This is a genomic window from Methylobacterium carpenticola (assembly GCF_042748905.1).
In the GTDB taxonomy this organism is placed as follows: Bacteria; Pseudomonadota; Alphaproteobacteria; order Rhizobiales; family Beijerinckiaceae; genus Methylobacterium; species Methylobacterium carpenticola.
In genome coordinates, this window is record NZ_JBHZEO010000001.1 from 1916253 (window position 1) to 1938365 (window position 22113).

The 22113-nt window shown below is 72.1% G+C and carries 21 protein-coding genes; 12 read left to right on the top strand and 9 right to left on the bottom strand.

Translation table 11 applies throughout. From position 1 onward, the window contains the following. Positions 1-12: 12 nt before the first annotated feature. Together ACE101_RS09185 and ACE101_RS09190 are read right to left on the bottom strand one after the other, a co-directional pair. Positions 13-1257, bottom strand: a complete 1245-nt coding sequence (locus ACE101_RS09185; protein WP_379128225.1) for a cupin domain-containing protein — start codon at positions 1255-1257, stop codon at positions 13-15. 91 nt (positions 1258-1348) lie between these two features. Next, complete coding sequence (locus ACE101_RS09190; protein ID WP_379128227.1) at positions 1349-1678, bottom strand: hypothetical protein; 330 nt, start codon at positions 1676-1678, stop codon at positions 1349-1351. A gap of 836 nt (positions 1679-2514) precedes the next feature. Between ACE101_RS09190 and ACE101_RS09195 the strand changes: the two genes are divergently transcribed. The 4 genes from ACE101_RS09195 to ACE101_RS09210 all read left to right on the top strand — a co-directional run bounded on the left by ACE101_RS09195 (position 2515) and on the right by ACE101_RS09210 (position 5143). Then, the gene (locus tag ACE101_RS09195) at positions 2515-2814 is read left to right on the top strand and encodes a hypothetical protein (protein WP_379128230.1); all 300 of its coding nucleotides are present in this window, start codon (positions 2515-2517) and stop codon (positions 2812-2814) included. A gap of 113 nt (positions 2815-2927) precedes the next feature. Continuing rightward, on the top strand, positions 2928-3968 hold the full coding sequence (locus ACE101_RS09200) for an FUSC family protein (RefSeq protein ID WP_379128233.1): 1041 nt from the start codon (positions 2928-2930) through the stop codon (positions 3966-3968). Then, entirely contained in the window at positions 3965-4177 is a 213-nt protein-coding gene (locus ACE101_RS09205; RefSeq protein ID WP_379128236.1) for a DUF1656 domain-containing protein, read from the top strand. The genes ACE101_RS09200 and ACE101_RS09205 overlap by 4 nt, the downstream gene beginning before the upstream one ends. A 3-nt stretch (positions 4178-4180) precedes the next feature. Beyond that, positions 4181-5143: an efflux RND transporter periplasmic adaptor subunit gene (locus tag ACE101_RS09210; protein WP_379128239.1), complete on the top strand. Its 963-nt coding sequence runs from the start codon at positions 4181-4183 to the stop codon at positions 5141-5143. 13 nt (positions 5144-5156) lie between these two features. On the opposite strand, the gene ACE101_RS09215 is transcribed toward ACE101_RS09210, so the two are convergent. The 5 genes from ACE101_RS09215 to ACE101_RS09235 form a co-directional block, all read right to left on the bottom strand. Further along, positions 5157-5960, bottom strand: coding sequence for a YoaK family protein (locus ACE101_RS09215; RefSeq protein WP_379128241.1), 804 nt, complete (start codon positions 5958-5960; stop codon positions 5157-5159). A 240-nt stretch (positions 5961-6200) separates the two neighbouring features. Further along, positions 6201-7415 carry an acyl-CoA dehydrogenase family protein gene (locus ACE101_RS09220; protein ID WP_379128244.1) on the bottom strand — a complete coding sequence of 405 codons (1215 nt, stop codon included), beginning with the start codon at positions 7413-7415 and terminating at the stop codon, positions 6201-6203. 72 nt (positions 7416-7487) lie between these two features. After that, positions 7488-8819, bottom strand: coding sequence for an LLM class flavin-dependent oxidoreductase (locus tag ACE101_RS09225; protein ID WP_379128246.1), 1332 nt, complete (start codon positions 8817-8819; stop codon positions 7488-7490). Positions 8820-8940: 121 nt separating this feature from the next. Continuing rightward, positions 8941-9408: a DUF6691 family protein gene (locus tag ACE101_RS09230; protein WP_379128249.1), complete on the bottom strand. Its 468-nt coding sequence runs from the start codon at positions 9406-9408 to the stop codon at positions 8941-8943. After that, positions 9405-9827 carry a YeeE/YedE family protein gene (locus ACE101_RS09235; protein WP_379128251.1) on the bottom strand — a complete coding sequence of 141 codons (423 nt, stop codon included), beginning with the start codon at positions 9825-9827 and terminating at the stop codon, positions 9405-9407. The genes ACE101_RS09230 and ACE101_RS09235 overlap by 4 nt, the downstream gene beginning before the upstream one ends. Positions 9828-10201: 374 nt before the next feature. Between ACE101_RS09235 and ACE101_RS09240 the strand changes: the two genes are divergently transcribed. The 4 genes from ACE101_RS09240 (at position 10202) to ACE101_RS09255 (ending at position 14639) form a co-directional block, all read left to right on the top strand. After that, positions 10202-10375, top strand: a complete 174-nt coding sequence (locus ACE101_RS09240; protein WP_379128254.1) for a hypothetical protein — start codon at positions 10202-10204, stop codon at positions 10373-10375. Positions 10376-10378: 3 nt separating this feature from the next. Beyond that, entirely contained in the window at positions 10379-11221 is an 843-nt protein-coding gene (gene cysE / locus ACE101_RS09245; protein WP_379128257.1) for a serine O-acetyltransferase, read from the top strand. Positions 11222-11623: 402 nt separating this feature from the next. After that, positions 11624-13012 carry a family 2B encapsulin nanocompartment shell protein gene (locus tag ACE101_RS09250; protein WP_379128260.1) on the top strand — a complete coding sequence of 463 codons (1389 nt, stop codon included), beginning with the start codon at positions 11624-11626 and terminating at the stop codon, positions 13010-13012. Further along, entirely contained in the window at positions 12999-14639 is a 1641-nt protein-coding gene (locus ACE101_RS09255; RefSeq protein ID WP_379128263.1) for a SufS family cysteine desulfurase, read from the top strand. The genes ACE101_RS09250 and ACE101_RS09255 overlap by 14 nt, the downstream gene beginning before the upstream one ends. A 53-nt stretch (positions 14640-14692) precedes the next feature. Here ACE101_RS09255 and metB read toward each other — a convergent pair whose 3' ends face one another. After that, positions 14693-15856 carry a cystathionine gamma-synthase gene (gene metB / locus ACE101_RS09260; protein ID WP_379128265.1) on the bottom strand — a complete coding sequence of 388 codons (1164 nt, stop codon included), beginning with the start codon at positions 15854-15856 and terminating at the stop codon, positions 14693-14695. A gap of 372 nt (positions 15857-16228) precedes the next feature. Between metB and ACE101_RS09265 the strand changes: the two genes are divergently transcribed. The 4 genes from ACE101_RS09265 (at position 16229) to ACE101_RS09280 (ending at position 20281) form a co-directional block, all read left to right on the top strand. Beyond that, positions 16229-17572: an LLM class flavin-dependent oxidoreductase gene (locus ACE101_RS09265; RefSeq protein ID WP_379128268.1), complete on the top strand. Its 1344-nt coding sequence runs from the start codon at positions 16229-16231 to the stop codon at positions 17570-17572. Positions 17573-17742: 170 nt separating this feature from the next. Continuing rightward, a complete protein-coding gene (locus tag ACE101_RS09270; RefSeq protein WP_379128271.1) occupies positions 17743-18783 on the top strand; it encodes an ABC transporter substrate-binding protein in 1041 nt (346 codons plus the stop codon). After that, entirely contained in the window at positions 18780-19535 is a 756-nt protein-coding gene (locus ACE101_RS09275; RefSeq protein WP_379128273.1) for an ABC transporter permease, read from the top strand. Before ACE101_RS09270 ends, ACE101_RS09275 begins: the two co-directional genes overlap by 4 nt. After that, positions 19523-20281, top strand: coding sequence for an ABC transporter ATP-binding protein (locus ACE101_RS09280; protein ID WP_379128276.1), 759 nt, complete (start codon positions 19523-19525; stop codon positions 20279-20281). The genes ACE101_RS09275 and ACE101_RS09280 overlap by 13 nt, the downstream gene beginning before the upstream one ends. A gap of 7 nt (positions 20282-20288) precedes the next feature. Here ACE101_RS09280 and ACE101_RS09285 read toward each other — a convergent pair whose 3' ends face one another. Next, entirely contained in the window at positions 20289-22031 is a 1743-nt protein-coding gene (locus tag ACE101_RS09285; RefSeq protein ID WP_379128279.1) for a 2-hydroxyacyl-CoA lyase, read from the bottom strand. Positions 22032-22113: the final 82 nt, after the last annotated feature.

Below are 22113 nucleotides of genomic sequence, written 5' to 3' on the forward strand. Positions count from 1 at the left end.
CGGGAGCCGGGATCAGGCCGGGACGAGGCCGGGCCGGTTGTGGGGGAAGCGGGCGAGCACGGCGGGATCGATGTTGAGGTGCTGCGCCACCAGGGCCGGCGGCGTGCGCGCCAGCCAGTCGGACAGGCTGATCTCCTGGTACTCGGCGGTCCGGAACACCGCGAGGAAGATCAGGTCCGTCGTGCCGGTGTTCTTGACGTAATGGCCGTTGCTCTTCTTGACGTAGCCGAGGTCGCCGGCGCGGAAATCGGCGGTCTGGGCCCGCGGCCCGGCCCCGAACACCGTCATGCGGCCCTCGCCCTGGATGTAGTATTGCCACTCGTCGGCATTCGGGTGCCAGTGCATCTCCCGCATCGCGCCCGGCCGGATCACCTCGATGGCGGCCGCGATGGTCTTCGAGGCCTTGAAGGTCCGGCTGTCGGCCATCTGCAGGCGCCCGGAGCGGTTCTCCCGCACGGGCGTGGTCGTCGCGAGCGAGAAGGTGACGGGCTCCGCCGGGGCGCCGGCCGCGGCGATCCGGGCCTGGTCCTCGGCGAGCGGGCCCGGCTCGCGGCCCTGGAAGATCCAGAGATCGTCGAGCGGGATCGACCGGAAGGTGTCCGCCGGGACGCCGAAATTGAGGGCGAGATCCTCCGGCGGCGTGTGCGCGAGCCAGTCGGTGACGAGGAGCGTGCCGAATTCCGACTGGCTGCCGTCGTCGAACACGATCAGGAACTCGCATCCCTCCGGGCCCAGGCCCTGCAGCGAGTGCGGCATGCCGGCCGGGAAATACCAGAGGTCGCCCTTGGCGACGTCCTGCACCGAGGCGTGGCCCTCGGCATCCAGATAGGTGATGCGGCAGCGCCCGTTGGTCATGTAGGCCCACTCGGCCGCGAGGTGCCAGTGCATCTCCCGGACGCCGCCCGCGTCGAGCCGCATGTTCACGCCCGACACCGCGGTCGAGATCGGGAAATCGGCCTGCGTGACCTGGCGGGCCCAGCCGCCGGCCTGGATGCGCCGGTGCGCCGTGTTGAAGGACGACCAGAAGGTCTGCATGTCGCCGACATCGGTCGCGGGCGGATTCTGCGCCGAGGGGAACTGCCCGGCGAGGGGCGGGCTCTGCGGGCCGGGATCGCGCACAGCCTCGGGGCTCGCATTGATCGCGCCCTGGGGCGGGCGGTCGGGATTGCCGAACCCGGCCGCGCGGCCGGGCGTGGCGGCCGCGATGCTCCCGGTGGCGGCGAGGGCGAGGAGGCTGCGGCGGGAGAAGGCGTCCATCGGTGCGATCCTTCCGGAATGAGCGCGCAGGGGCGCAGAAATCCCCGCGGGCCGGTGGACCGGCCCGCGGTGTCGGAAACCGCTCGCCGGATCACTCCGGGATCAGCGCGTCCGCCGGGCCGCCCGCGTGGCTGCCGGAATAGCGGTAGGCGGGATCGACGACCCGGCGCAGGGTCGGCGCCGACGTGCCGTCCGGGATCAGCGCATCCGCCGGGCCCCCGGCATGGCTGCCCGCATATTCGTAGGGGCCAGTCACGGCACGGTGCGTGATCGGGCGCGGGGTGCCGTCGGGGATGAGCGCGTCGGCGGGTCCGCCCGCATGGCTGCCGGAATAGCGGTAGGGATTCGGGGCGTCCTGGGCCAGCGCCGCACCGGTCGACACCGCGAACACCAGGATCGGAAGCATATGCCGCATCATCATGGCCGGTTCCTCATCGTCGAGTGAGATCCAAGATCTCCGTCCGGAGATGTCATCGTTATAAGTTCTCGATCGAATGCCGGCATTCACGCCTAGATCTGCTTGGCGCATGACAAGAGATGGCGCGATCATACGCGGGTATGAGGTGCGTGCCGGCAGCGCTGGCCGGAACGCAGCGGGAAGCGCCCGGCACGACTTGGCGACCGGCTTCGGCGCCCCCCCGACGTCAGCCGGGCGCAGGGGACCGCAGGGGCCCCGTTCGTTGCAGCGCACAGGGCCGCCATGCGGCGTGGACCGGCACAGCGAGGCGGCGCACGGCGCGGGCAGCGGAGAAGAAGCAACCAAGAGCCGGTGCCGATCCATGATCGTGTGTTCGGATGGGCAGCCTCGATCAGGATCTCATTCCACGGCGCCGGATCGACTGTCGAGCCACGCGACCGTGACGATGCCGGCGCCGGAGAATCCCCTGGATATTCATGCCGCCGCAGAGAATATTCGGCATGTGACGAATTCACGACGGGGATGATGAAGGCCGGCACGATGCCGCAGCGGAATGGGCCGCGCGGCAACATCTCGAAAACTGTTCAACCCGCCGCACCATCTTCCATGAAGAAATGAGGAATTATCATATGCTTTGCAGCCTTCGTGCTGGCAGCGTTGCCATCGACGCCGTGATGGACCGTAATCCTCGGACGAGCGAGGCTTCGATGATCAGATATGGCTCAGGAAAGGATTGTGCATTGCAGCAAATCCAGGCTGATCACGACCTCATCTGCCGAGCGGGTGGTATCCGCGGCTGAAAAGAGAGGAAAAATGGAGCAAGGGGGCCAGCTGAGCACTTGGAACTGACCCTGAAGGATCGTAGATACGATCCGTCAACGGAACCGGGCCTCGGGATGCTGTACGTCTGTGTCGCCACTCTGGGATGTGCTGCGGGGCTGAGCGTCCGCTGGCCGGGCCTTGTGGTCCTCGCCGGCATTCTCGCACTGGCGACATGCCTCGCGGGGGCTCTCTACGCGCAGTCGCTCTCCGTCACGCTGATGAAATTCGCCGTCATGGCGGGAGCGCTGAACGCCGGTTACTCCGTTCCACTCGTCGTCTCGGCCCTCCTGAGCTGGCAGCGCGTACCGCGCCACTGACATCGGCGTGCGCATCCGCCGAGGCGCGCGGCCGGCCGTCCTATGCTACGGTCCGCGGGAGATGACGGTCGGACAGCGCAACGAAGCCCGCGCGGCGCGGCGGGAGCCCTGAGGTGGGGTGGGTCTCATCCCTTCCGGCGCGGATCGGGACGACGGGCGTCCCGTTCGGCCTGCGTACCGTGCTCGCCGCCCTGATCGCCCTGTGGCTCGCGATGTGGCTCGAACTCGACACCCCGCGCTGGGCCGCCTGGACCGTCATGTCGCTGGCGCTGCCGACGCGCGGGCAGGTGGGCCTCAAGGGGCTGTGGCGGGTCGCCGGGACCGTGCTCGGGCTCGTCGCCGCCATCGTCGCGGTGGCGCTGTTCGCGCAATCCCCGATCCTGATGGGAATCTTCATCGCGGGCTGGTGCGGGCTCAACTCGTATGTGGGCGGCCGGCTGCCCGGCCTCGCCTCCTACGGCGCGGGGCTGTCGAGCCTGACGGCGGCCCTGGTGGTGGTCCTGAGCGCGACCGTGCCGCTCTCGGTCTTCGAGATCGCGCTCGCGCGCGGCGTCGAGATCATCCTCGGGGTCGCCTGCGCCTATGCGGCGAGCGCCCTCGCGGAGGCCATGCAGGGCCCGCGTCCCGGGCCGGCCTTTCCGCCCGGCCCCGTGCCGGGGCATCCCGTGATCGTCGCCAACGCCATCCGGGCCTTCCTGGTGGTGGGCGCCGGCTGGGCGCTGTGGGTCGCCACCGCGTGGCCCTCGGGCGGGATCTTCGTCACCTTCGCGGGCGTCACCGCGGTGATCTTCTCGACCATGCCCGACGCGGATCGCCGCGCCCGGGCCTATCTCGGGGGCGTCGTCATCGGGCAGGTGATCGGGCTCATCGTGCGCTACAGCCTCCTCACCGCGCCCTCCGCGTTCGGGCTCCTCGCCGTCGTGCTGTTTCCGTTCCTGTTCATCGGGGCGGTCGGGATGACGGATCCGCGCACGACCGGCCCCGCCCTCGGCTACAATCTCGCCTTCCTCACCGCCGTGGATCCGCTCAACCCGATGCAGTACGACCTCGCGGCCTCCCTGAACGAAGCCGCCGCCATCCTCGGGGGCATCGCCTTCGGGACGGCCGCCTACGATCTGGTCCTGCCCGACCGCGTGTGGAGGCTGGCGCGATGATTCTCCCGCTGCGCGAGATCGACCTCATGGGAGTGTTCGTGTCGCCCTTCGCGCTCTGCCTGCCGGCCGCCGCCGCGGGCACCTGGGCGGCGCTCGCCGCATTGCGGCGGGTCCGGCCGACCCGGGCGTCGGTGCCGGGCGCGGTCCTGGAACTGGCGCTGTTCACCTCGCTCCTGTCCGGCCTCGTCCTCCTCCTGGGGCGGCTCTGAGCCATGGTGAAGAACGAGTCGTCCGGTGCGGCGGGCAGCCCGGGCGCGGTGCCGCCGACGACGCCCTCCCAGCCGGTGCCGGCGGTCCCCTCCGCCTTCGGGCTGTTCGTGATCGCGGCGGTGCTCGCCGCCTCCGGCTTCCTGGCCTGGGCGGCCTGGGACTATTATTTCGGCACGCCCTGGACGCGGGACGGCACCGTGCGCGTCTACACGGCGCAGGTCGCCCCCGAGGTCTCGGGCCGGGTCACGGCGGTCCGGGTCGCCGACAACCAGTTCGTGCGCAAGGGCGACGTGCTGTTCCAGATCGACGACCGGGACTACCGGATCGCGGTGAAGCGCGCCGAGGCCGCCCTCGCGCAGGCGCGGGCCCAGGCGCAGAACAGCCGCGCCGAGGCGGACCGCCGCAACCAGCTGAGCGACCTCGCGGTGAGCGCGGAGGCCCGCCAGACCTACGAGAGCGCCGCGGATGCCGCCCAGGCCGCTGCCGAGGCCGCCTCGGCCAATCTCGACAACGCCAAGCTCAACCTGGAGCGGGTCGAGATCCGCTCGCCCGTGAACGGCTACGTCAGCAACCTGCTCCTGCAGGCCGGGACCTACGCCACGGCCGGCCAGGCCGCGATGACCCTCGTCGATACGGACAGCTTCTGGGTGGCGGGCTATTTCGAGGAGACGCATCTGCGGGCGATCCAGGTCGGCGCCCCCGCCCGCATCGTCCTCATGGGCTACACCGACCGTCCGATCGCCGGACGTGTGGACAGCCTCGCGCGCGGCATCATGGACCCGAACGCCGCCCCCGGCGTCGCCGGGCTGCCCAACGTCAATCCGGTCTTCACCTGGGTGCGCCTCGCCCAGCGCATCCCGGTCCGGATCCGGATCGAGCGCCTGCCGGACGGCGTGCATCTGGCGGCCGGGATGACGGCCACGATCCAGGTTCTCGACCAAGCCGGGACGGCCCCGACCCCATAGCCGGCCTCCCGGCTCACGGTCGCGGCCCGGCGGGCCCGAGGATCGCCGACGCCCCGGCCGCGACCGCCACCGCGCTCACGCAGGCGGCCGGCACGATCAGGGCGTGAACCGTCACCGTCGCGTAGGCGGCGGCCCCGGCGACCGCCCCGCTCACGAGGGCGAGCCAGGCGGCGGCCTCGCGCCACCAGCCCAGGGCCGGGCCGGTCCCGGTCAGCGCCCGGGCGAGACCCTGGCCGAGGCTGAACAGGGTCCCGGTGACGAAGGTGGTGCCGCCGCGGAAGCCCTGCACGGCGGCGATCGCCGCGTTCTGCGCGCCCATCGCGAGCGCCATCAGCAGGGCGCTGAGGTCGAGCGCCGGCGTGGCGAGCCCGATGGCGAGGGCGCCGAGGAGGAGAAGGGCCTCGAAGGCGAGCACCACCCCCGTCCGCCACCGGGACGGCGCCACGATCGACAGGAGCGTGCCGAGGGTCGCGCCGGCGAGAAACAGGCCGATCAGGCCCGCCGGCATCAGCGCCTGCCCGAAGGAGGCCTGACCGAGGGAGACCTGACCAAGGGAGACCTGACCAAGGGAGGCTTGGCCCAGCGCGACGCCGAGCTGCGTGGTGTTGCCGCTCATGAAGGACGGGTAGAGCCCGCCGAGCCACGTGAAGCCGAGCCCGTCGACGTAGCCCGCCAGCGCCGTGAGGAGGAGGCCGGCGGATTGCGCCCCGCCGGACGGACCCCGCAGGGCGCCGAGGAGGGCGGCCACGAGGCCGGCGAAGGCGGCCGCGAGGCCCGCAGCGAGGAGAAGGCCGGCGGTCTCATGGCAAGGTCCCATCGCAGGGTCGGGCGCGCTCCGGGGCGGACGCGGCGGATGATGGACCATGCGGACGCCCGCGGCGAGCGCCCGGCGGCGCATGGCGCCCCAACGCCGGCTTTCGTCCCGGCGCGGGATCGGCCGATCGGCCAGGTCTCATACGGTTTCCGGATGATCGCTTCGCGATGCGGAAACCGGCCTCGCTCAGGCGCCGCGCGGGCTCGTGATACGGTTTCCGAAAGTGATCTTCCGGAAACCGTATCAGAAGAAGCCGAGGCCGGGCAGCTCGGTGCCGTGCAGCTCGAAGGCACCCACCGCCAGCGCCTTGTAGCTCGCCGGGTTGTGCGAGGAGAGGGTGCGGGCGTTGCGCCAGTGCCGGTCGAGATTCTGCCGCAGCGTCGCGGCCGAGGCGCCGCCGACATCGAACAAGGCGGTCGCCGAGCGCAGCACGAACTCGTCCACCACCACCTTCGTCTTCGCGGCGGCGACCGAGGCGTCGTGGGAGAGGCGCGTCAGCCGGTCGTCGCCCTCCCGCTCCGCACGGGCGCGCGCCACCCGGTCGAGGCTGTCCCCCACCGCCAGGAGGGCGAGTTCGGCGACGTGCGCCTCGCTCGCGATCCGCCCGACGAGCTGCTGCAGGATCGGGTCCTCCGCTGGGACGGGAGAGGGCGCGAAGTAGAAGTTGCGCGTGCGGGACAACAGCAGGGCCTTGGCGTCCCGCAGCACGGCCCGCAGCACGCCGACATTCGCCGCCGTGACGATGGTCTGCGCGATGGTGCTGGCGAAGGCCATGATATAGGGCGCCGGATCGCGGATGATCTCGTCGGCCTCGACGCGCACCTCGTGGAAGTTCGTCGTGCCGGTGCCGGTGACGCGCTGGCCGATGCCGTCCCAATCGTCGAGGCGCTCGACGCCCGCGCGGTCGGTCGGGATGATCAGCGAGACGTCCTCTCCCTCGGGAGAGATCGCGCGCACCAGCGTCCAGTCCGCGTAGAGGGTGCCGGTGCTGTAGAACTTGGTGCCGTTGAGGCGGAAGCCGTCCCCGTCCAGGCGCAGCACGGTCTTGAGGTCGCCGCGCCCGCCCGTCTGCTTGCGGTCGAGCTCGGTGGTGGCGAGCCCGATCAGGCCGCCCTCGGCGACGGAGCGGCGCCACTTCGGGTTGTAGCCGGGCTCCCGGCCGGTGACGAAGCGTTCCGTCACGAAGAGGTGGTTGCGGAAGATGTGGGCGACGCTGGAATCGGCCTCGGCGAGGCGGACGACCGCCCCCAGCACCTCACGCCAGGAGGCGCCGGCGCCGCCATCCTCCACCGGCAGGCGCAAGGCGCCGAACCGCGCCGCACGCAGCTTGGCGAGCAGCTCCCACGGGTGCTCGCGGCGGCTGTCGCGGGCGGAGGCGCCGGCGGCGATCTCGGCGAAGAGCGCTTCGAGCTCGCGCGGCCGGGCGGCCTCCGGCAGCGACAGGGCGATCTCGGACATGGAAGGACGGGCTCCTTGGGTGTTCCCGGGACGAGGCGGCGCTCTCCCGGACGGGTGGACAAGCGGCCGTGGTCAGGCGCTGCGCCGCGCGGCCTCGGCGTAGCGGCTCGCGGGCCGCGGCAGGCCGAAACGCTCGCGAAGGGTGGTCTCGCGGTACTCCGTCCGGAAGATTCCGCGCCTCTGCAGGATCGGCACGACGTGATCGACGAAGGCTTCGAGGCCGTCCGGCAGCACGTCCGGCATCAGGTTGAAGCCGTCCGCCGCGCCGTTGCGGAACCACGCTTCGATGTCCGCCGCGACGGCCTCGGGCGTGCCGGCGATGACGCGGTGGCCGATGCCGCCGCCGAGCTTGTGGATCAGCTGGCGGACGGTGAGGCCGCCCTGGCGCGCGAAGGTGAGCGTGGCGCGCGCGAAGGTCGTGCTGCCGTTCTGCGGAATGGGCAGGTCGGGGAAGGGAGCGTCGAGGTCGAGATGCTCCAGGTTCTGCCCGAAGGTCTGCCCCAGCCGCGTGACCGCGTAGTCGAGGGGGATCAGGGCGGCGAGGTCCTCCTCGCGGCGGCGCACCTCCGCCTCGGTCGAGCCGAGGATCGTCGCCAGCCCCGGCAGGGCGACGATCGAGCGGGGATCGCGGCCCTGCGCGGCCGTGCGCCGCCGCAGGTCGCCGATATAGGCCCGCGACAAATCCTGATCCTCGCCGACGCTGAAGACGGCGTCCGCGTAGCGCGCGGCGAAGTCGCGCCCGTCCTCGGAGCCGCCGGCCTGGACCACGATCGGCCGCCCCTGTGGCGAGCGGGGCAGGCTGAGCGGCCCCGCGACCCGGAAGAACGCGCCGGCATGGTCGATGCGGTGGATCTTCGCCTTGTCGAGCAGCCGCCCGCTCGCCTTGTCGCCCAGATAGGCGTCGTCCTCCCAGCTGTCCCAGAGCTTGAGCAGGACCTCGGCGAACTCGCTCCCCCGCGCGTAGCGCCGGCCGTGCTCCATCAGCTCCTGGCCGAAATTGGCGGAAGCCGCGCCGCTCGCGGTGGTCACGAGGTTGACGCCCACGCGTCCGCCGCTGAGCAGGTCGAGGGAGGCGAAGCGCCGGGCGATGTTGTAGGGCTCGTTGTAGGTCGTGGAGACCGTCGCGATCAGCCCGAGATGGTGGGTCGCCCCCGCCACCGCCGCCAGCGTGATGCTCGGCTCCAGCCCGTTGAAGCTGCGCTGCTCGGCCTTGTCCTCCAGCACCGGGACGTCGGCCAGGAAGATCGCGTCGAGCTTGCCGCGCTCGGCGATCCGGGCCGTGCGGACGTAGTGGCCTGGATCGAAGCTTGCCCGCGGGTCGGATTGCGGGGCGCGCCACGCGGAGACGTAGAAGCCGCCGTGGAGGATGTTGACGTTGAGGTGGAGCTGTCTGGGCTGTGTCATCGCTGTCTCCGACCGGAGGCTATGGGACGGGGCTTGATAGTCAAGTAAATATATAGACTATTATTTCACGACGCGGCGGAAGATTGTTTTCCCGCGCGGCCCCGCGGCGATGAGGTGCTTTTCAAGTGGCCCGGGTGGGTGCGGCCGGGCCCTCCGGCGCCGGATCCCGGGCCGGCCGCAGGAGCGCCTGCGCGCCCATGCCGGCGAGCATGGCGAGCACGAAGACCACGACCGGCACGGCCCCGGTGGAGAGCGCCGCCACGGCCGGCCCCGGGCAGAACCCCGCCAGTCCCCAGCCGATCCCGAACAGGGCCGCCCCGCCGAGAAGCCGCGCATCGATCCGCCGCTGGGTGGGCAGGGCGAAGCGCTCGTCGAGCAGGGGCCGGTCCATGCGGCGGCGGATCACCTGCCCGAGGGCCGCCACCGCGACGGCGCCGGCCAGCACCGCCATCAGGCTCGGATCCCAGGCGCCGGTCACGTCGAGAAAGCCCCGCACCCGCACCGGATCGAGCATCCCGGACAGCGACAAGCCGAGCCCGAACACCACGCCGGCGGCCAGGGCCGCGCCCGCCCGCAGCCACGCCCTCACGCGCCGAGCCCCCGCATCAGCGCCACCGTCGCCATGCCGCTCGCCAGGAAGGTGAGCACGGCGGCGATCGAGCGCGGCGACAGCCGGGACAGGCCCGCCACCCCGTGCCCGCTGGTGCAGCCGGACCCGAGCCGCGTGCCGAATCCGACGAGGAGGCCCGCCGCGGCGAGGAGCGGCAGGGAGGCCTCGATCCGCATCACCGGCCACGCGCCCGTGATGCCGGCGAAGAGCGGCGGCCCGAGCATCAGGCCGGCGACGAAGGCGGCGTTGGCGAGGCGCCGTTCGCCCCGCTCGGCGGCGAGCCCGGCGACGAGGCCGCTGATGCCGGCGATGCGGCCGTTCACGAGAAGGAACATCGTCACCGAAAGGCCGATCAGAAGCCCCCCGGCGAGGGCCCCCGGCAAGGAACTCGTCTGCACCGCATCCTCCGCTCCGCGCGCCCCGCGGCGCGGCTCGACCCTAGGGCATCCGCAGCCGGCAGGCCAAGTCGTTTCTCGGCCCTTCCCTCGATCGGCGCGCCACCCGCCACATCTCTCTTGTAAATCTCACGTCACCCCACCATACTCACGCGATGAAACGGGGCGCGTGAGAGGTTTATTCTTCATATCCACTCCGGATAAGAAGCGTTCATCTCTCGATCGACCTCCAGGGAGAAGGTTCTGTCGGAGCGGCCCGCGAGCGGGCCGGTCTGGGAACCTTGGAGGAGCGCGGTTCCGCGGCATGGACGCCGCCCCGTCCGGGGCGGCGTCCGCGTCTGTCCTCGGAGGCACCCATGGTTCCAGGAGATCAGGTCGTGTTCGCGAGACTCGACGTCGCCGAGGCCCTCGGCATCTGGCGTCACGCCACCGGCGAGGTGGTGGGCATTGAGGAGGTGTCGGACGGGCTCTTCGCCCTCGACGTGCAGTTCGACGGGCACGAATTGCTGCGCGGCTACGTCTCGGCCCTGTTCCGGCGCGTCGCGCACTGAACCATGGGCGCGTCTCCGTCCCCGACCGCGCCGCCCCTGCGCGAGACGAGCCGCAGCAGCGCGGTCGCCGAGGTCTGGCGCGATCTGCGCGCCGAGGCGGAGGCCGCCCTCATCGAGGAGCCGCTCTACGCGGGCATCCTGCAGGCGACGATCCTCGACCAGCCGAGCCTCGTCCACGCCTTCGCCTACCGGGTCGCCCACCGGCTCGGGGACGGCGACCTCGCGCGGCTCGCCATGCGGGACCTCTGCCTCTCGGCCTTCGAGGCCGACCCGCAGGCCGGCGCCCACGCGGTGCGCGACCTCGTCGCCATCCGCGAGCGCGACCCGACCTGCCGCCGCTACCTCGATCCGTTTCTGTTCTACAAGGGCCTCGCCGCCCTCGAAGCCTACCGGGTCGCCCACTGGCTCTGGCACCAGGGCCGGGCCACGCTCAGCCTTCACGTGCAGAGCCGGATGTCGGAGGTGTTCGGGGCCGACATCCACCCGGCCGCCCGGATCGGCTCGGGCGTGTTCATCGATCACGCCACCGGCGTCGTCATCGGCGAGACCGCGGTGATCGCCGACGACGTCTCGATCCTCCAGTCGGTCACGCTGGGCGGCAACGGCAAGGACACCGGCGACCGCCATCCCAAGATCAGCCGCGGCGTGCTGCTCAGCGTCGGCGCCAAGGTGCTCGGCAACATCCGGGTCGGGGAAGGCGCCAAGGTGGCGGCCGCGGCTGTGGTGCTGCACGACGTCCCGCCCCACACGACGGTGGCGGGCGTGCCCGCCCGGGTGATCAGCCGCACGCCCCGGGGCGAGGATCCGGCCCTGAGCATGGACCAGTTCTTCGGCGACGGCATCTGAGCGCGCCGCGCTCCCGCGCGGCCCGGATCCCGGCCCGAGAAAAAGCCACTCCCGGCAAATCCTGCTCCCCTCGCCGCGGCGGGCATGCACGCGGAAAATATCGTTCTCCATGAGCCAGAAATGAGAGACATATCTTCCCCGATATCGGCGATAGAGGGTGAGAACATGTTGCCTGCGCCCACAAATAAGGAAGATACTTCCATTGACGCCGGCCGCAACGCAGCGTTAGACGGAATCCGCGCCACAGCATCGGCAAGTCGTCCGCTGAAGCGCACCACGTCTTTGGTTCATATTGACGACGTGTTTTCGAACAGAAGCTAGAATGCCACTACGGAAGACTTGGGGCCGATTCGCTCGTCCTCGCCGTGCATCCGTCCCCTCTCTTGAAGGAGTCTCCCGGCCATGAGTGGTCCAGGTCTGAGCGTGAGCGCCGCCGCGGCACGCAATCTCGCGACCGCCACCGTCACGGCGGTCCAGAACAGCGCCAACACCCCGCGCTTCCTTCTGCGCCTCCTGCCCTTCGTGAACGTGTCGGGCGGCGTCTACCGGGTGAACCGGCGCGCCGTCGTGCTCGCCAAGCCCGGCCGGGTCGACCTGACGAGCGAGGGCGGGGCGCGCGGCGTCCACTCCGGTTCCCTGCGCGCGGTCCCGCTGTTCAGCCGGCTCGGCGATGCCGAACTCGCCGCGCTCGCCGGACGCTTCCGCGAGAGCCAGCACAAGGCCGGCGACGTCATCCTGGAGGAGGGCGCGGCCCGCGGCCTCACCATCGTGGCGGACGGCACCGTCGAGCTGACCCTCTCGGGCCCCTTCAAGGGCCGCCTGCGCCAGGGGCTGGCGACCCGGGGCGACTTCCTCGGCGACGAGGGCCTGACCGGCGGCGCCGCCCCGGCCCCCGCCGTCAAGGCGCTCTCCAGCGTCACCCTCCTCACCCTCGATCCGGCGGCGCTGGAGGACGAGGGCATCCGCACCCGCATCGCCCAGGCCGCCGAGGAGCGGGCCGGCCTCAAGGACCGCACCAACGCCTACGGCGAGCAGGGCATCGACCTCCTCTCGGTCCATGCCGGGGCGCCGCGCCTGCCGACCACCTTCGTCGCCTACGAGGAGGAGGCGCGCGAGTACCAGCTCTCGACCATCCAGACGATCCTCAACACCCACACCCGGGTCACCGACCTCTACTCCAACGAGATCGACCAGCTCCGCGAGCAGATCCGCCTCACGGTCGATGCCGTGAAGGAACGCGAGGAGTGGGAGCTGCTCAACAATTCCGGCTTCGGCCTCCTCAACGAGGTGGCGCCGCGCCAGCGCATCCCGACCCGCGGCGGCCCGCCGACCCCGGACGACCTCGACGAGCTCCTCACCCTGGTCTGGAAGAAGCCCGCCTTCTTCGTCGCGCATCCGCGCACCATCGCGGCCTTCGGCCGGGAGGCGACGCGCCGCGGCGTGCCGCCGGTGGTCATCCACCTGTTCGGCGCCCCGTTCATCACCTGGCGCGGGGTACCGCTGGTTCCCAGCGACAAGCTGCCGATCGACACCGACCCGGTCACGGGCGCGCAGACCACCTCGATCCTGCTGCTGCGCGTCGGCGAGGGCGAGCAGGGCGTGGTCGGGCTGCAGAAGTCGGGGGTGACCGGCGAGATCGAGCCGGGCCTGTCGGTGCGCTACATGGGCACCAACGACCACTCGATCGCCTCGCATCTCGTGACGCGCTACTTCTCGGCCGCCGTGCTGGTCGAGGACGCGATCGCCCGCCTCGATAACGTGCTGCTCGGCCACTACCATGACTACGCCTGAGGCCGGCTTCCACCAGAGCCCGGTCTCGCCCGCGGCGCTCCCCGGCGAGGCGGCGCATGCCGACCTCGTCGCGCGGCTCGCCCGCGAGATCTACGGGCAGGGGCAGGCGTTGAGCCGGCCCCTCACCCCGGCGCTGCCGGGACCCGCCCCGCATCCGAGCGTCGCGCCGCCGGCCCCGCCGCTGCCCGGTCTCGACGGCGCCGCGCTCGCCGCCCTGATCCCGGGCGGCCCCGATCTCCTGCGCACCATCGCGCAGGACCACCCGCGGGCCGCCGCCTTCGCGCAGGCGCTCGCCCCCGGCCTGGTGCCGGCGGCCCCCGCCGCGCCGGCCCCAGCCGGCGCGGCACCTGAGACACCGGACTACTACTTCCTGCCCCCTGACCCCCGCGGCGCCCCGGCGCTGCCGGTCGCCACGGCCTTCGACGTCGAGCGGGTGCGGAAGGACTTCCCGGCCCTGCACCAGAGCGTGAACGGCCACCGGCTGGTCTGGCTCGACAACGCGGCGACGACGCACAAGCCGCAGAGCGTCATCGACGCGACGAGCCGCTTCTACGCGCACGACAATTCGAACATCCACCGGGCCGCCCACACCCTGGCGGCCCGGGCGACCGACGCCTTCGAGGGCGGCCGCGAGGCGGTGCGGCGCTTCCTCAACGCCCGCTCCACCGACGAGATCGTCTTCCTGCGCGGCACCACCGAGGCCATCAACCTCGTGGCGAACAGCTTCGGCCGGGCGAATCTCGGGCCGGGCGACGAGATCATCGTCTCGACGATCGAGCACCACGCCAACATCGTGCCCTGGCAGATGGTGACGCAGGCGACCGGCGCGACCCTGCGGGTGATCCCGGTCAACGACCGGGGCGAGCTGATGCTCGATCAGTTCGCCGCCCTGCTCTCGGGGCGGACCAAGATCGTCTCGGTGACGCAGGTCGCCAACGCCCTCGGCACGGTGAACCCGATCCCCGAGATCATCGGGCTCTCCCACGCCTACGGGGTGCCGGTGCTGGTGGATGCGGCGCAATCCTCGCCGCACATGCCGCTCGACGTGCAGGCCCTCGATGCGGACTTCCTGGTCTTCTCCGGCCACAAGGTGTTCGGGCCGACCGGGATCGGCGCGCTCTACGGCAAGAAGCACCTGCTCGAGGCGATGCCGCCCTGGCAGGGCGGCGGCCACATGATCGAGGACGTGACCTTCGCGCGCACGGTCTACCGGGGCGTGCCGGAGAAGTTCGAGGCGGGCACCCCGGACATCGCCGGGGCGGTGGGGCTCGGGGCCGCCCTCGACTACCTGCAGGGCGTCGGCCTGCCGGCGATCGCGGCCTACGAGCACGACCTCCTCGACTACGCGCAAGGGGGCCTCGCCGAGATCAGGGGCCTGCGGCTCCTCGGCACGGCGCGCCACAAGGCGAGCGTGATGTCCTTCGTGATCGAGGGGCAGGAGAACGCGGCGGTCGCCCAGCACCTCGACCGGCACGGGATCGCGGTGCGGGCGGGCCATCACTGCGCCCTGCCGGCGCTGCGGCGCTTCGGGGTGAGCGAGTCGGTGCGCGCCTCGCTCGCCTTCTACAACACGCGGGAGGATGTCGACGTCTTCCTGCACGCGCTGCGGACCCTGCCGCGGCGCTGAGGACGGCGCAGCCGAGCGGAACGGCCTCGGGCGGTTCCGCTCGGCTTCCCGCGTCAGCGGTGCGGGGCGGCGTCGAGGGCTTGCGCGAGGTCGGCCAGCAGGTCGCCCTCGGCTTCGAGCCCGACCGAGAGCCGCAGCAGGCCGTCGCCGACGCCCGCGATCCGGCGCGCCTCGGGATCCATGGCCGCATGCGTCATGCTCACCGGGTGCGCGATCAGGCTCTCGACCCCGCCGAGCGATTCGGCGAGGGTGAAGATCCGGAGCCGCTCGACCGCCGCGCGGACGGCCTCGCGCCCGCCCGCGAGCTCGACGCTCAGCATCGCGCCGAAGCCGCTCTGCTGGGCCTTGGCGATCGCGTGGCCCGGATGATCGGGAAGGCCCGGATAATGGACGCGGGCCACCGCCGGATGCGCGGCCAGGAAGGCCGCGATGGCGGCCGCGTTCTGCTGCTGGCGCTCCAGCCGCGCGAACAGCGTGCGGATGCCGCGCAGGGTCAGGTAGGCGTCGAAGGGCGAGCCCGTGACGCCGATCGTGTTCGCCCAGGCCGCCAGCTCCTCGCCGAGGACGGCCTCGGCGGCCACCACGGCGCCGCCGATGACGTCCGAATGGCCGTTGAGGAACTTCGTGGTGGAATGCACGACGAGGTCGGCCCCCAGCGCGATCGGCTGCTGCAGGGCCGGGGACAGGAAGGTGTTGTCGACCACGAAGAGGGCGCCCGCCGCCTTGGCGAGGGCGGCCGTGCGCCGGACGTCCACGATCCGCATCAGCGGGTTGCTCGGCGTCTCGGTGAGGACGATGCGGGGCCGCTCCGCCAGGGCCTCCGCCAGGGCGGCCTCGTCGGTCTGGTCCAAGAAGGCGACGCGGTAATGGCCCCGGGCCGCGCGCATGGAGAGCAGCCGGTGCGTGCCCCCGTAACAATCGTGCGGGGCCACCAGCAGGTCGCCGGGCCTGAGGGGCGAGAGGGCGAGATCGAGGGCGGCCATGCCGCTCGCCACCACGACGGCGCGGGCGCCGCCTTCGAGCTTGGCGATGGTGTCGGCGAGCTGGTCGCGGGTCGGGTTGCCGAGCCGGGCGTAATCGTAGTCCCGCGCCTTCTCGAACCCCGCGAAGGTGTAGGTCGTCGAGAGATAGAGCGGCGGGTTGACGGCGCCGAAGGCCGTGTCGGTCCCGATGCCGTTCGCAGCCGCGATCGTTTGTGCCGCCTTGCGATGTGCCACGACCGACCCCTTCCTCGCCCGAGCGCCGCGACCAGCCGCGGCCCACTCCCCGGACGCTTCGTTCCGTATACAGGACTCGTTCTATAGACAGAACGAGGCGAACTGACAACGGAACGATCCCGCTCCCCGTGCGGACCGCCGGAGCGGGGCACAGCCCTGCGGCCCGCGCAGGGGACCAACGCGCGGGGGAGGTTGGCGGACATCCGGCGGTGAACTTAGATGGCCCGGATCGGGCAACCGCGCGGGCATCGATCCTGCCGAGAAGCCGGCTTCCGTGTCATCGCCGCCGAGCCGGCGACCATCGCGGCGGATGATGCGCGACAGGCGCGGGTCCTGGTCACGGACGCGCATCCACGACGGAAAGGGACCACCATGGCGCAGCCCCGCAGGCTTCACCTCGGCGCCTTCATGCGGCCGGTCGGCATCCACACCGCGTGGTGGCGCTACCCGGGCGGCTACCCGGATGCCAACTTCAACTTCGCCCACCTCGCCCGCTTCGCGCAGACCTTGGAGGCGGCGAAGTTCGACGCCTTCTTCATGGCCGACCACCTCGCGGTCCTGAACATGCCGATCGAGGCGCTCAAGCGCTCCGCCACCGTCACCTCCTTCGACCCGCTCACGCTGCTGCCGGCCCTCGCGGTGGTGACGCAGCGCATCGGGCTCATCGCCACCGCCTCCACCACCTACGACCAGCCCTTCCACATCGCCCGCAAGTTCGCCTCCCTCGATCACCTGAGCGGCGGCCGGGCCGGCTGGAACGTGGTCACCACCTCGAACCCGGACGCCGCCCGGAACTTCGGCCTGGAGCATCACCCCGAGCACGCCGACCGCTACGACCGCGCGCACGAATTCGTCTCGGTGGTGAAGGGCCTGTGGGATTCCTTCGCGGACGACGCCTTCCTGCGCGACACCGAGACGGGCGTCTTCTTCGATCCCGACAAGATGCACGTCCTCGATCACAAGGGGCCGCATCTCTCGGTGCGCGGTCCCCTCAACGTCGCCCGTCCGGTCCAGGGCTGGCCGGTGATCGTGCAGGCGGGGGCCTCGGGGGCCGGGCGGCAGCTCGCGGCCGAGACCGCCGAGGTGATCTTCGGCGCCGCGTCGAGCCTGGAGGACGGGCGCCGCTTCGCCGAGGACGTGCGCGGCCGGATGGCGGCGGTCGGACGCGATCCCGCTCACCTGAAGATCCTGCCCGCCTGCTTCGTCGTGGTGGGCGACACCGACGAGGAGGCGCGCGAGAAGCGGGCGCGGCTCGACGGCCTGGTGCACGAGGCGAGTGCCATCGCGGCGCTCTCGATCGCGCTCGGCGTCGATGCGGGCGCCTTCGACCCGGACGGCCCCCTGCCCGAGATCCCGGAGACCAACCAATCGAAGACCGGGCGGGAACGGGCGATCGCGCTGGCGCGCCGCGAGGGGCTGACCGTCCGCCAGCTCGCGCAGCGGCTCGGCGGCTATGCGGGCCTCGCCATGGTCGGCACGCCGCGGCGCATCGCCGACGAGATGCAGGCCTGGCTGGAGGCCGGCGCGAGCGACGGCTTCAACATCATGGTCTCGGACGTGCCGCAGGGGCTGGAGGATTTCACCGGCAAGGTCGTCCCGGAACTTCAGCGCCGGGGCCTGTTCCGCACCGAGTACGAGGGCACGACGCTGCGCGAGCATCTCGGCCTGCCGCGCCCGGAGAACCGCTTCTTCGCCGGGCCGGCCGCCCGGGCGTGAGGCGGGTGCGGGCAGCCGAGGAACGATCTTCCTCCGTATCGCGGATGATTGGAAAAATCTTCCGTGATACGGCGATTGCAAGCGACGATCATCTTCTTGCGGCCGAGTTCTTGCGCATTTGCGAAAGGATGTTCTAAGGCGGCGGCGTTCTCTCATCCCGGCGGCCCGCCATGACCTTCACACGACGCACTCTCCTTGGGGCAGGCCCGATCCTCGGAGCCGGCGCGGCTTTCGGCCTCGCGGCGGGAGCCCGGGCGCAGGGCCGCGCGGCGCCGTTGCGGGTCGGGGTGATCCCGATCCTCGCCGCCGCCCCGATCTTCGTCGCCGAGCGGGAGGGCTGGCTCAAGGAGGCGGGGCTCAGCCTCGCCGTGACCACCTTCGAATCCGGCCCCAACATGATCCAGGCCCTGGCCTCGGGCACCCTCGACGTCTACGTGGCGGGCGTGGCGCCGCTCGGCGTCGCCCGGGCGCGCGGCATCGACGTCAAGGTCGTGACCGCGACGGCGGTCGAGGAGAACGTCTTCGTCGCCGGCCCGAAGCTCGCCGGCCATTTCAAGCCCGGAATCGCGCCGGCCGAGGCGTTCCGCCGTTTCCGGGCGGCGGCCGGCGCGCCCGCCCGGCTCGCCACCCAGCCCCTCGGCTCGGTGCCCAACACCACGCTCCAGCACTGGCTCTGGGAGGTGGCGAAGGCCGACCCGAAGGACGTCAGCATCGTGTCGATGGGGATCGACGCCACCCAGCAGGCGGTCCTGGCGGGCGCCGTCGAGGGCGGCACCCTGCGCGAGCCGGCGGTCTCGATCGTCACGGGACGCAACCCGGCGATCCGCCTCGTCGGCCTCGGCGGCGAGATGTTCCCCGACCAGCCCGGCACCGTCGTCGCCCTGACGCGCGCGCTCCTCGACCGGGAGCCCGAGACCGCGCAGGCGGTGGTGTCCGGGATCGTGCGGGCCGTCGACCTGCTCGGGCGCGACCCGGACCGCGTCGCGCCCACCGTCGAGGCCTCCCTCGGCAAGGGGCTCGTCGACCTCGCCACGATCCGCCGGGCGCTCGGCTCGCCGGCCACCCGGTTCTCCGCCGATCCGCGCGCCATCGTGGAGGCCACCGCCGCCATGCAGCGCTATCAGGTGAGGATCGGCGCCCTCGACCGCGAGGTGCCCCTCGACGGCCTGTTCGAGCCGCGCCTCTACGAGCGCGCGGTGGCGGGCCGGTGAGGCCCCGCCGCGGCGCCGCGCTGCTCCCCCTCGTCGGGCTCGCCGCCTTCTTCGCGCTCTGGGAGGCGGTGCCGCGGGCGGGGCTGGTCAACCCGGCCTTCCTGCCCCCGCCCTCGGTCCTGCCGGAGGCGTTCCTGCGGGAACTGCGCTCCGGCCAGTGGCTCGCCGCGATCGGCGGCAGCCTCGGCCATTACGCGGCCGGCCTCGTCATCGGGGTCGGCCTCGGCATCGCGGCCGGCACCCTCACGGGCCTGTTCCGGACGGCCGAGGCCTTGAGCGCCTGGGTGGTGCGGGTGCTGCGCCCGGTGCCCGGCCTCGCCTGGGTGCCCTTCGCCATCATCTGGTTCGGGGTCAGCCCGGCCGCCGCCCTGTTCATCATCGCGGTCGGGGTGTTCTGGATCGTCTACTTCGCGAGCCACGGGGCGATCCGCGGCGTCGACCGCGACCTCGTCGAGGTGGCGGAGGCCTTCGGCTTCCGCTCCGCACCGGAGCGCCTCCTCAAGGTGGTCTGGCCCGCCGCGACCCCGGGCATCCTGGTCGGCGTGCGCACCGCCCTCGGGCAGGCCTGGATGGCGGTGGTGGCGGCCGAGATCTTCGGCGTCCCCGGCCTCGGCCAGCGGATGATGCAGGCCTCGACCCTGCTCGCGACCGACATCGTGGTCGTCTACATGCTCACCATGGCCCTGCTCTACGGCCTGCTCGACGCCGCCTTCACCGCCCTCCAGCGCCGGATGCTCAGATGGCGGGCCTGATCGGCATCCAGGGCCTCGCCCTGACCTTCGCCCGCGACGGCACCCGCACGACGGTGCTCGAAGGCCTCGACCTCGACATCGCGCCCGGCGAGTTCCTGGCTATCGTGGGCGCCTCCGGGGTCGGCAAGTCGACGCTCCTGCGGGTGATCGCCGACCTCGTGCGCCCGAGCGCGGGCATCGTGACGGTGAGCCCGCCGGCGCCGGGCCGCCGGGCGGTCGCCCTGGTGTTCCAGGATGCCCGCCTGCTGCCCTGGCGGCGGATCCTCGACAACGTCGCCTTCGGGCTGGAGAAGCTGCGGATTCCCCGCGCCGAGCGGCGGCGCCGGGCCGCGGAGGCGCTCGCCCGGGTCGGCCTCGCCGACCTCGCCGGCCGCTGGCCGTTCCAGCTCTCCGGCGGCCAGCGCCAACGCGTCGCGCTCGCCCGGGCGCTCGCCGTCGAGCCGCACGTGCTCCTGATGGACGAGCCGTTCTCGGCCCTCGACGCCCTGACCCGCGAGACCCTGCAGGACGAACTCGCCCGCCTCTGCCGCGCCTCCGGCCAGACCGTGCTGTTCGTCACCCACGACATCGAGGAGGCGGTCTACCTCGCCGACCGGGTCGTGGTGCTGGCGGGGGCGCCGGGCCGGATCGTGGCCGCGCACGCCGTGACGGCGCCGCAGCCGCGCGACCGTGCGGCGCCGGACCTGCAGGAGACGGCGCAGCGGATCCGCCGGGACCTGATGGCGCCGGAGCGCGTCCCGGCCTGAGCGGCCATCAGTCCAGCTCGCCCCGCCGCCGCTTCTCGGCGTCGTCCCAGGCCGTCAGAGGCTGGTAGTCGGGGACGAAGCCGAGACCCTTGCGGGCATCGGAGGAGACGGCGGTCTGCGAGGTCGCGACGTCGATGAGGGCCGGCGCGTTCGCGAACGCCCGCTCCAGGGCGGCCGGCAGGTCCTCGGGGCGCTCGACCCGCTCGCCATGGGCGCCGAGCGCCCGCGCCATGCCCGCATAGTCGGAATCGGCCAGCAGCGTTCCGACGACCCGGCCGCCGTAATTGGTCTCCTGATCGTAGCGCTCGATGTTCCAGGCGGCGTTGTTCGAGACCACGATCACCGGCTTCGCCCCGTGACGGACCGCGGTGTCGATCTCCATGGCATTGATGCCGAACGCCCCGTCGCCGGTGACGCAGATGACCTGCCGCTCCGGATAGGCGAGGGAGGCCGCGATGGCGAAGGGCACGCCGACGCCGAGGCAGCCGAAGGCGCCCGCATCCATGTAGGTGCGCGCCTCCAGCCCGATCCGGGCGAAGCTGAGGAGGTCGCCGCCATCGGCCACCGCGACGTAGTCCGGATCGGCCACCTGACGGATGGCCTCGAAGATCGCGTTCGGGTGGACGCGCCCGTCCGAGCCGACCAGGGTCTTGGATCCGCCGCCCCGCATCCGCTCGCGGTGGCGCCGGCGCAGGCCGTCGGCCCAGGCGCGGTCGAGGGCGGGCTCGCGGTTGCCCGCCGCCGCCACGATGGCGGCGAGGGCGAGGGCGGGGGTGGCCAGGAGTTCCGGCTCGCCGCGCCGGTTGTCGACGAGTTCGCCCGCCGTGTCGGCGATGCGCACGAACCGCGCCTGCGGAAACACCGCGGGCGAGCCGTAGCCGAGCTGGTAGTCGAGCTTGCGCCCGATCACCAGCACGACGTCGGCCTCGCTCATGGCGGCGGCGCGCATGGCGCCCACCGTCGCCGGATGATCGGCCGGCACGAGGCCGCGGCTCTCCTGGGTGTCGAGATGGACCGCGCCGAGCGCGTCGAGCAGCCGGACCAGCGCGGCGCCCGCCGGCCGCGCGCCGCGGCCGGTGATCACGAGGGGGCGCTTGGCGGACCAGAGGATGTCGGCGGCCGCCGCCACGGCTTCCGGGTCCGGCGGCAGGAGGCGGGGCGGCTTGGGGCGCATCCAGTCGTCCAGCACGAGCCCGGACGGCACGTGCGCCCGCAGCACGTCGGTGGGGATCTCCACATAGACCGGCCCCGGCTCGCCGAGATCGCCCATGGCGCGGCTCACGGCCTCGTCGAGTTCCCGGATCACCTGCTCGGCCACGCGCGCCGTGCGCGACTGCCGGGTGACCGGCCGCAGGATCTCGACATGGGGAATGTCCTGCAGCGGCCCGAGATTGGCCTGCGGGCGCGAGGTGCAGCCCCCGATCAGCAGGACCGGCACCCGCGCCAGCGAGGCGTTGGCGATGCCGGTGACGCAGTTGGTGACCCCGGGCCCGGCGGTGGCCATGGCGACGCCGAGTTCCCCGGTCAGCTCCGCATGGGCGTGGGCCATGTGCACGGCCGCGCCCTCGTCGCGCACGTCGACGATGCGGATGCCGAGGCGGGCGGCGTGGTCCCAGATCGGCTGGATGTGCCCGCCCTGCAAGCCGAAGATCCGCGCGACGCCGCGCGCCTTCAGGAACCGGGCGATCCAGGCCGCGCAGGATTGATCGTCCGCATTGAGGTCCATGACCGGCTGTGCCGACTGGCTCATCTCGTCCCTCCCTAAGCAGGTTCCGCAACAATGGTCGCCGGTTTTGCGACAAGACCTGCGACGCATCAGGAATCGAAGCGGA

Bases quoted from the DNA above. Each gene is read 5' to 3' on its own strand.
- ACE101_RS09185 (WP_379128225.1), bottom strand. From the start codon at position 1,257: ATGGACGCCTTCTCCCGCCGCAGCCTCCTCGCCCTCGCCGCCACCGGG.
- ACE101_RS09190 (WP_379128227.1), bottom strand. From the start codon at position 1,678: ATGATGATGCGGCATATGCTTCCGATCCTGGTGTTCGCGGTGTCGACC.
- ACE101_RS09205 (WP_379128236.1), top strand. From the start codon at position 3,965: ATGATTCTCCCGCTGCGCGAGATCGACCTCATGGGAGTGTTCGTGTCG.
- ACE101_RS09210 (WP_379128239.1), top strand. From the start codon at position 4,181: ATGGTGAAGAACGAGTCGTCCGGTGCGGCGGGCAGCCCGGGCGCGGTG.
- ACE101_RS09215 (WP_379128241.1), bottom strand. From the start codon at position 5,960: ATGGGACCTTGCCATGAGACCGCCGGCCTTCTCCTCGCTGCGGGCCTC.
- ACE101_RS09220 (WP_379128244.1), bottom strand. From the start codon at position 7,415: ATGTCCGAGATCGCCCTGTCGCTGCCGGAGGCCGCCCGGCCGCGCGAG.
- ACE101_RS09225 (WP_379128246.1), bottom strand. From the start codon at position 8,819: ATGACACAGCCCAGACAGCTCCACCTCAACGTCAACATCCTCCACGGC.
- cysE (WP_379128257.1), top strand. From the start codon at position 10,379: ATGGGCGCGTCTCCGTCCCCGACCGCGCCGCCCCTGCGCGAGACGAGC.
- ACE101_RS09250 (WP_379128260.1), top strand. From the start codon at position 11,624: ATGAGTGGTCCAGGTCTGAGCGTGAGCGCCGCCGCGGCACGCAATCTC.
- ACE101_RS09255 (WP_379128263.1), top strand. From the start codon at position 12,999: ATGACTACGCCTGAGGCCGGCTTCCACCAGAGCCCGGTCTCGCCCGCG.
- ACE101_RS09265 (WP_379128268.1), top strand. From the start codon at position 16,229: ATGGCGCAGCCCCGCAGGCTTCACCTCGGCGCCTTCATGCGGCCGGTC.
- ACE101_RS09270 (WP_379128271.1), top strand. From the start codon at position 17,743: ATGACCTTCACACGACGCACTCTCCTTGGGGCAGGCCCGATCCTCGGA.
- ACE101_RS09280 (WP_379128276.1), top strand. From the start codon at position 19,523: ATGGCGGGCCTGATCGGCATCCAGGGCCTCGCCCTGACCTTCGCCCGC.
- ACE101_RS09285 (WP_379128279.1), bottom strand. From the start codon at position 22,031: ATGAGCCAGTCGGCACAGCCGGTCATGGACCTCAATGCGGACGATCAA.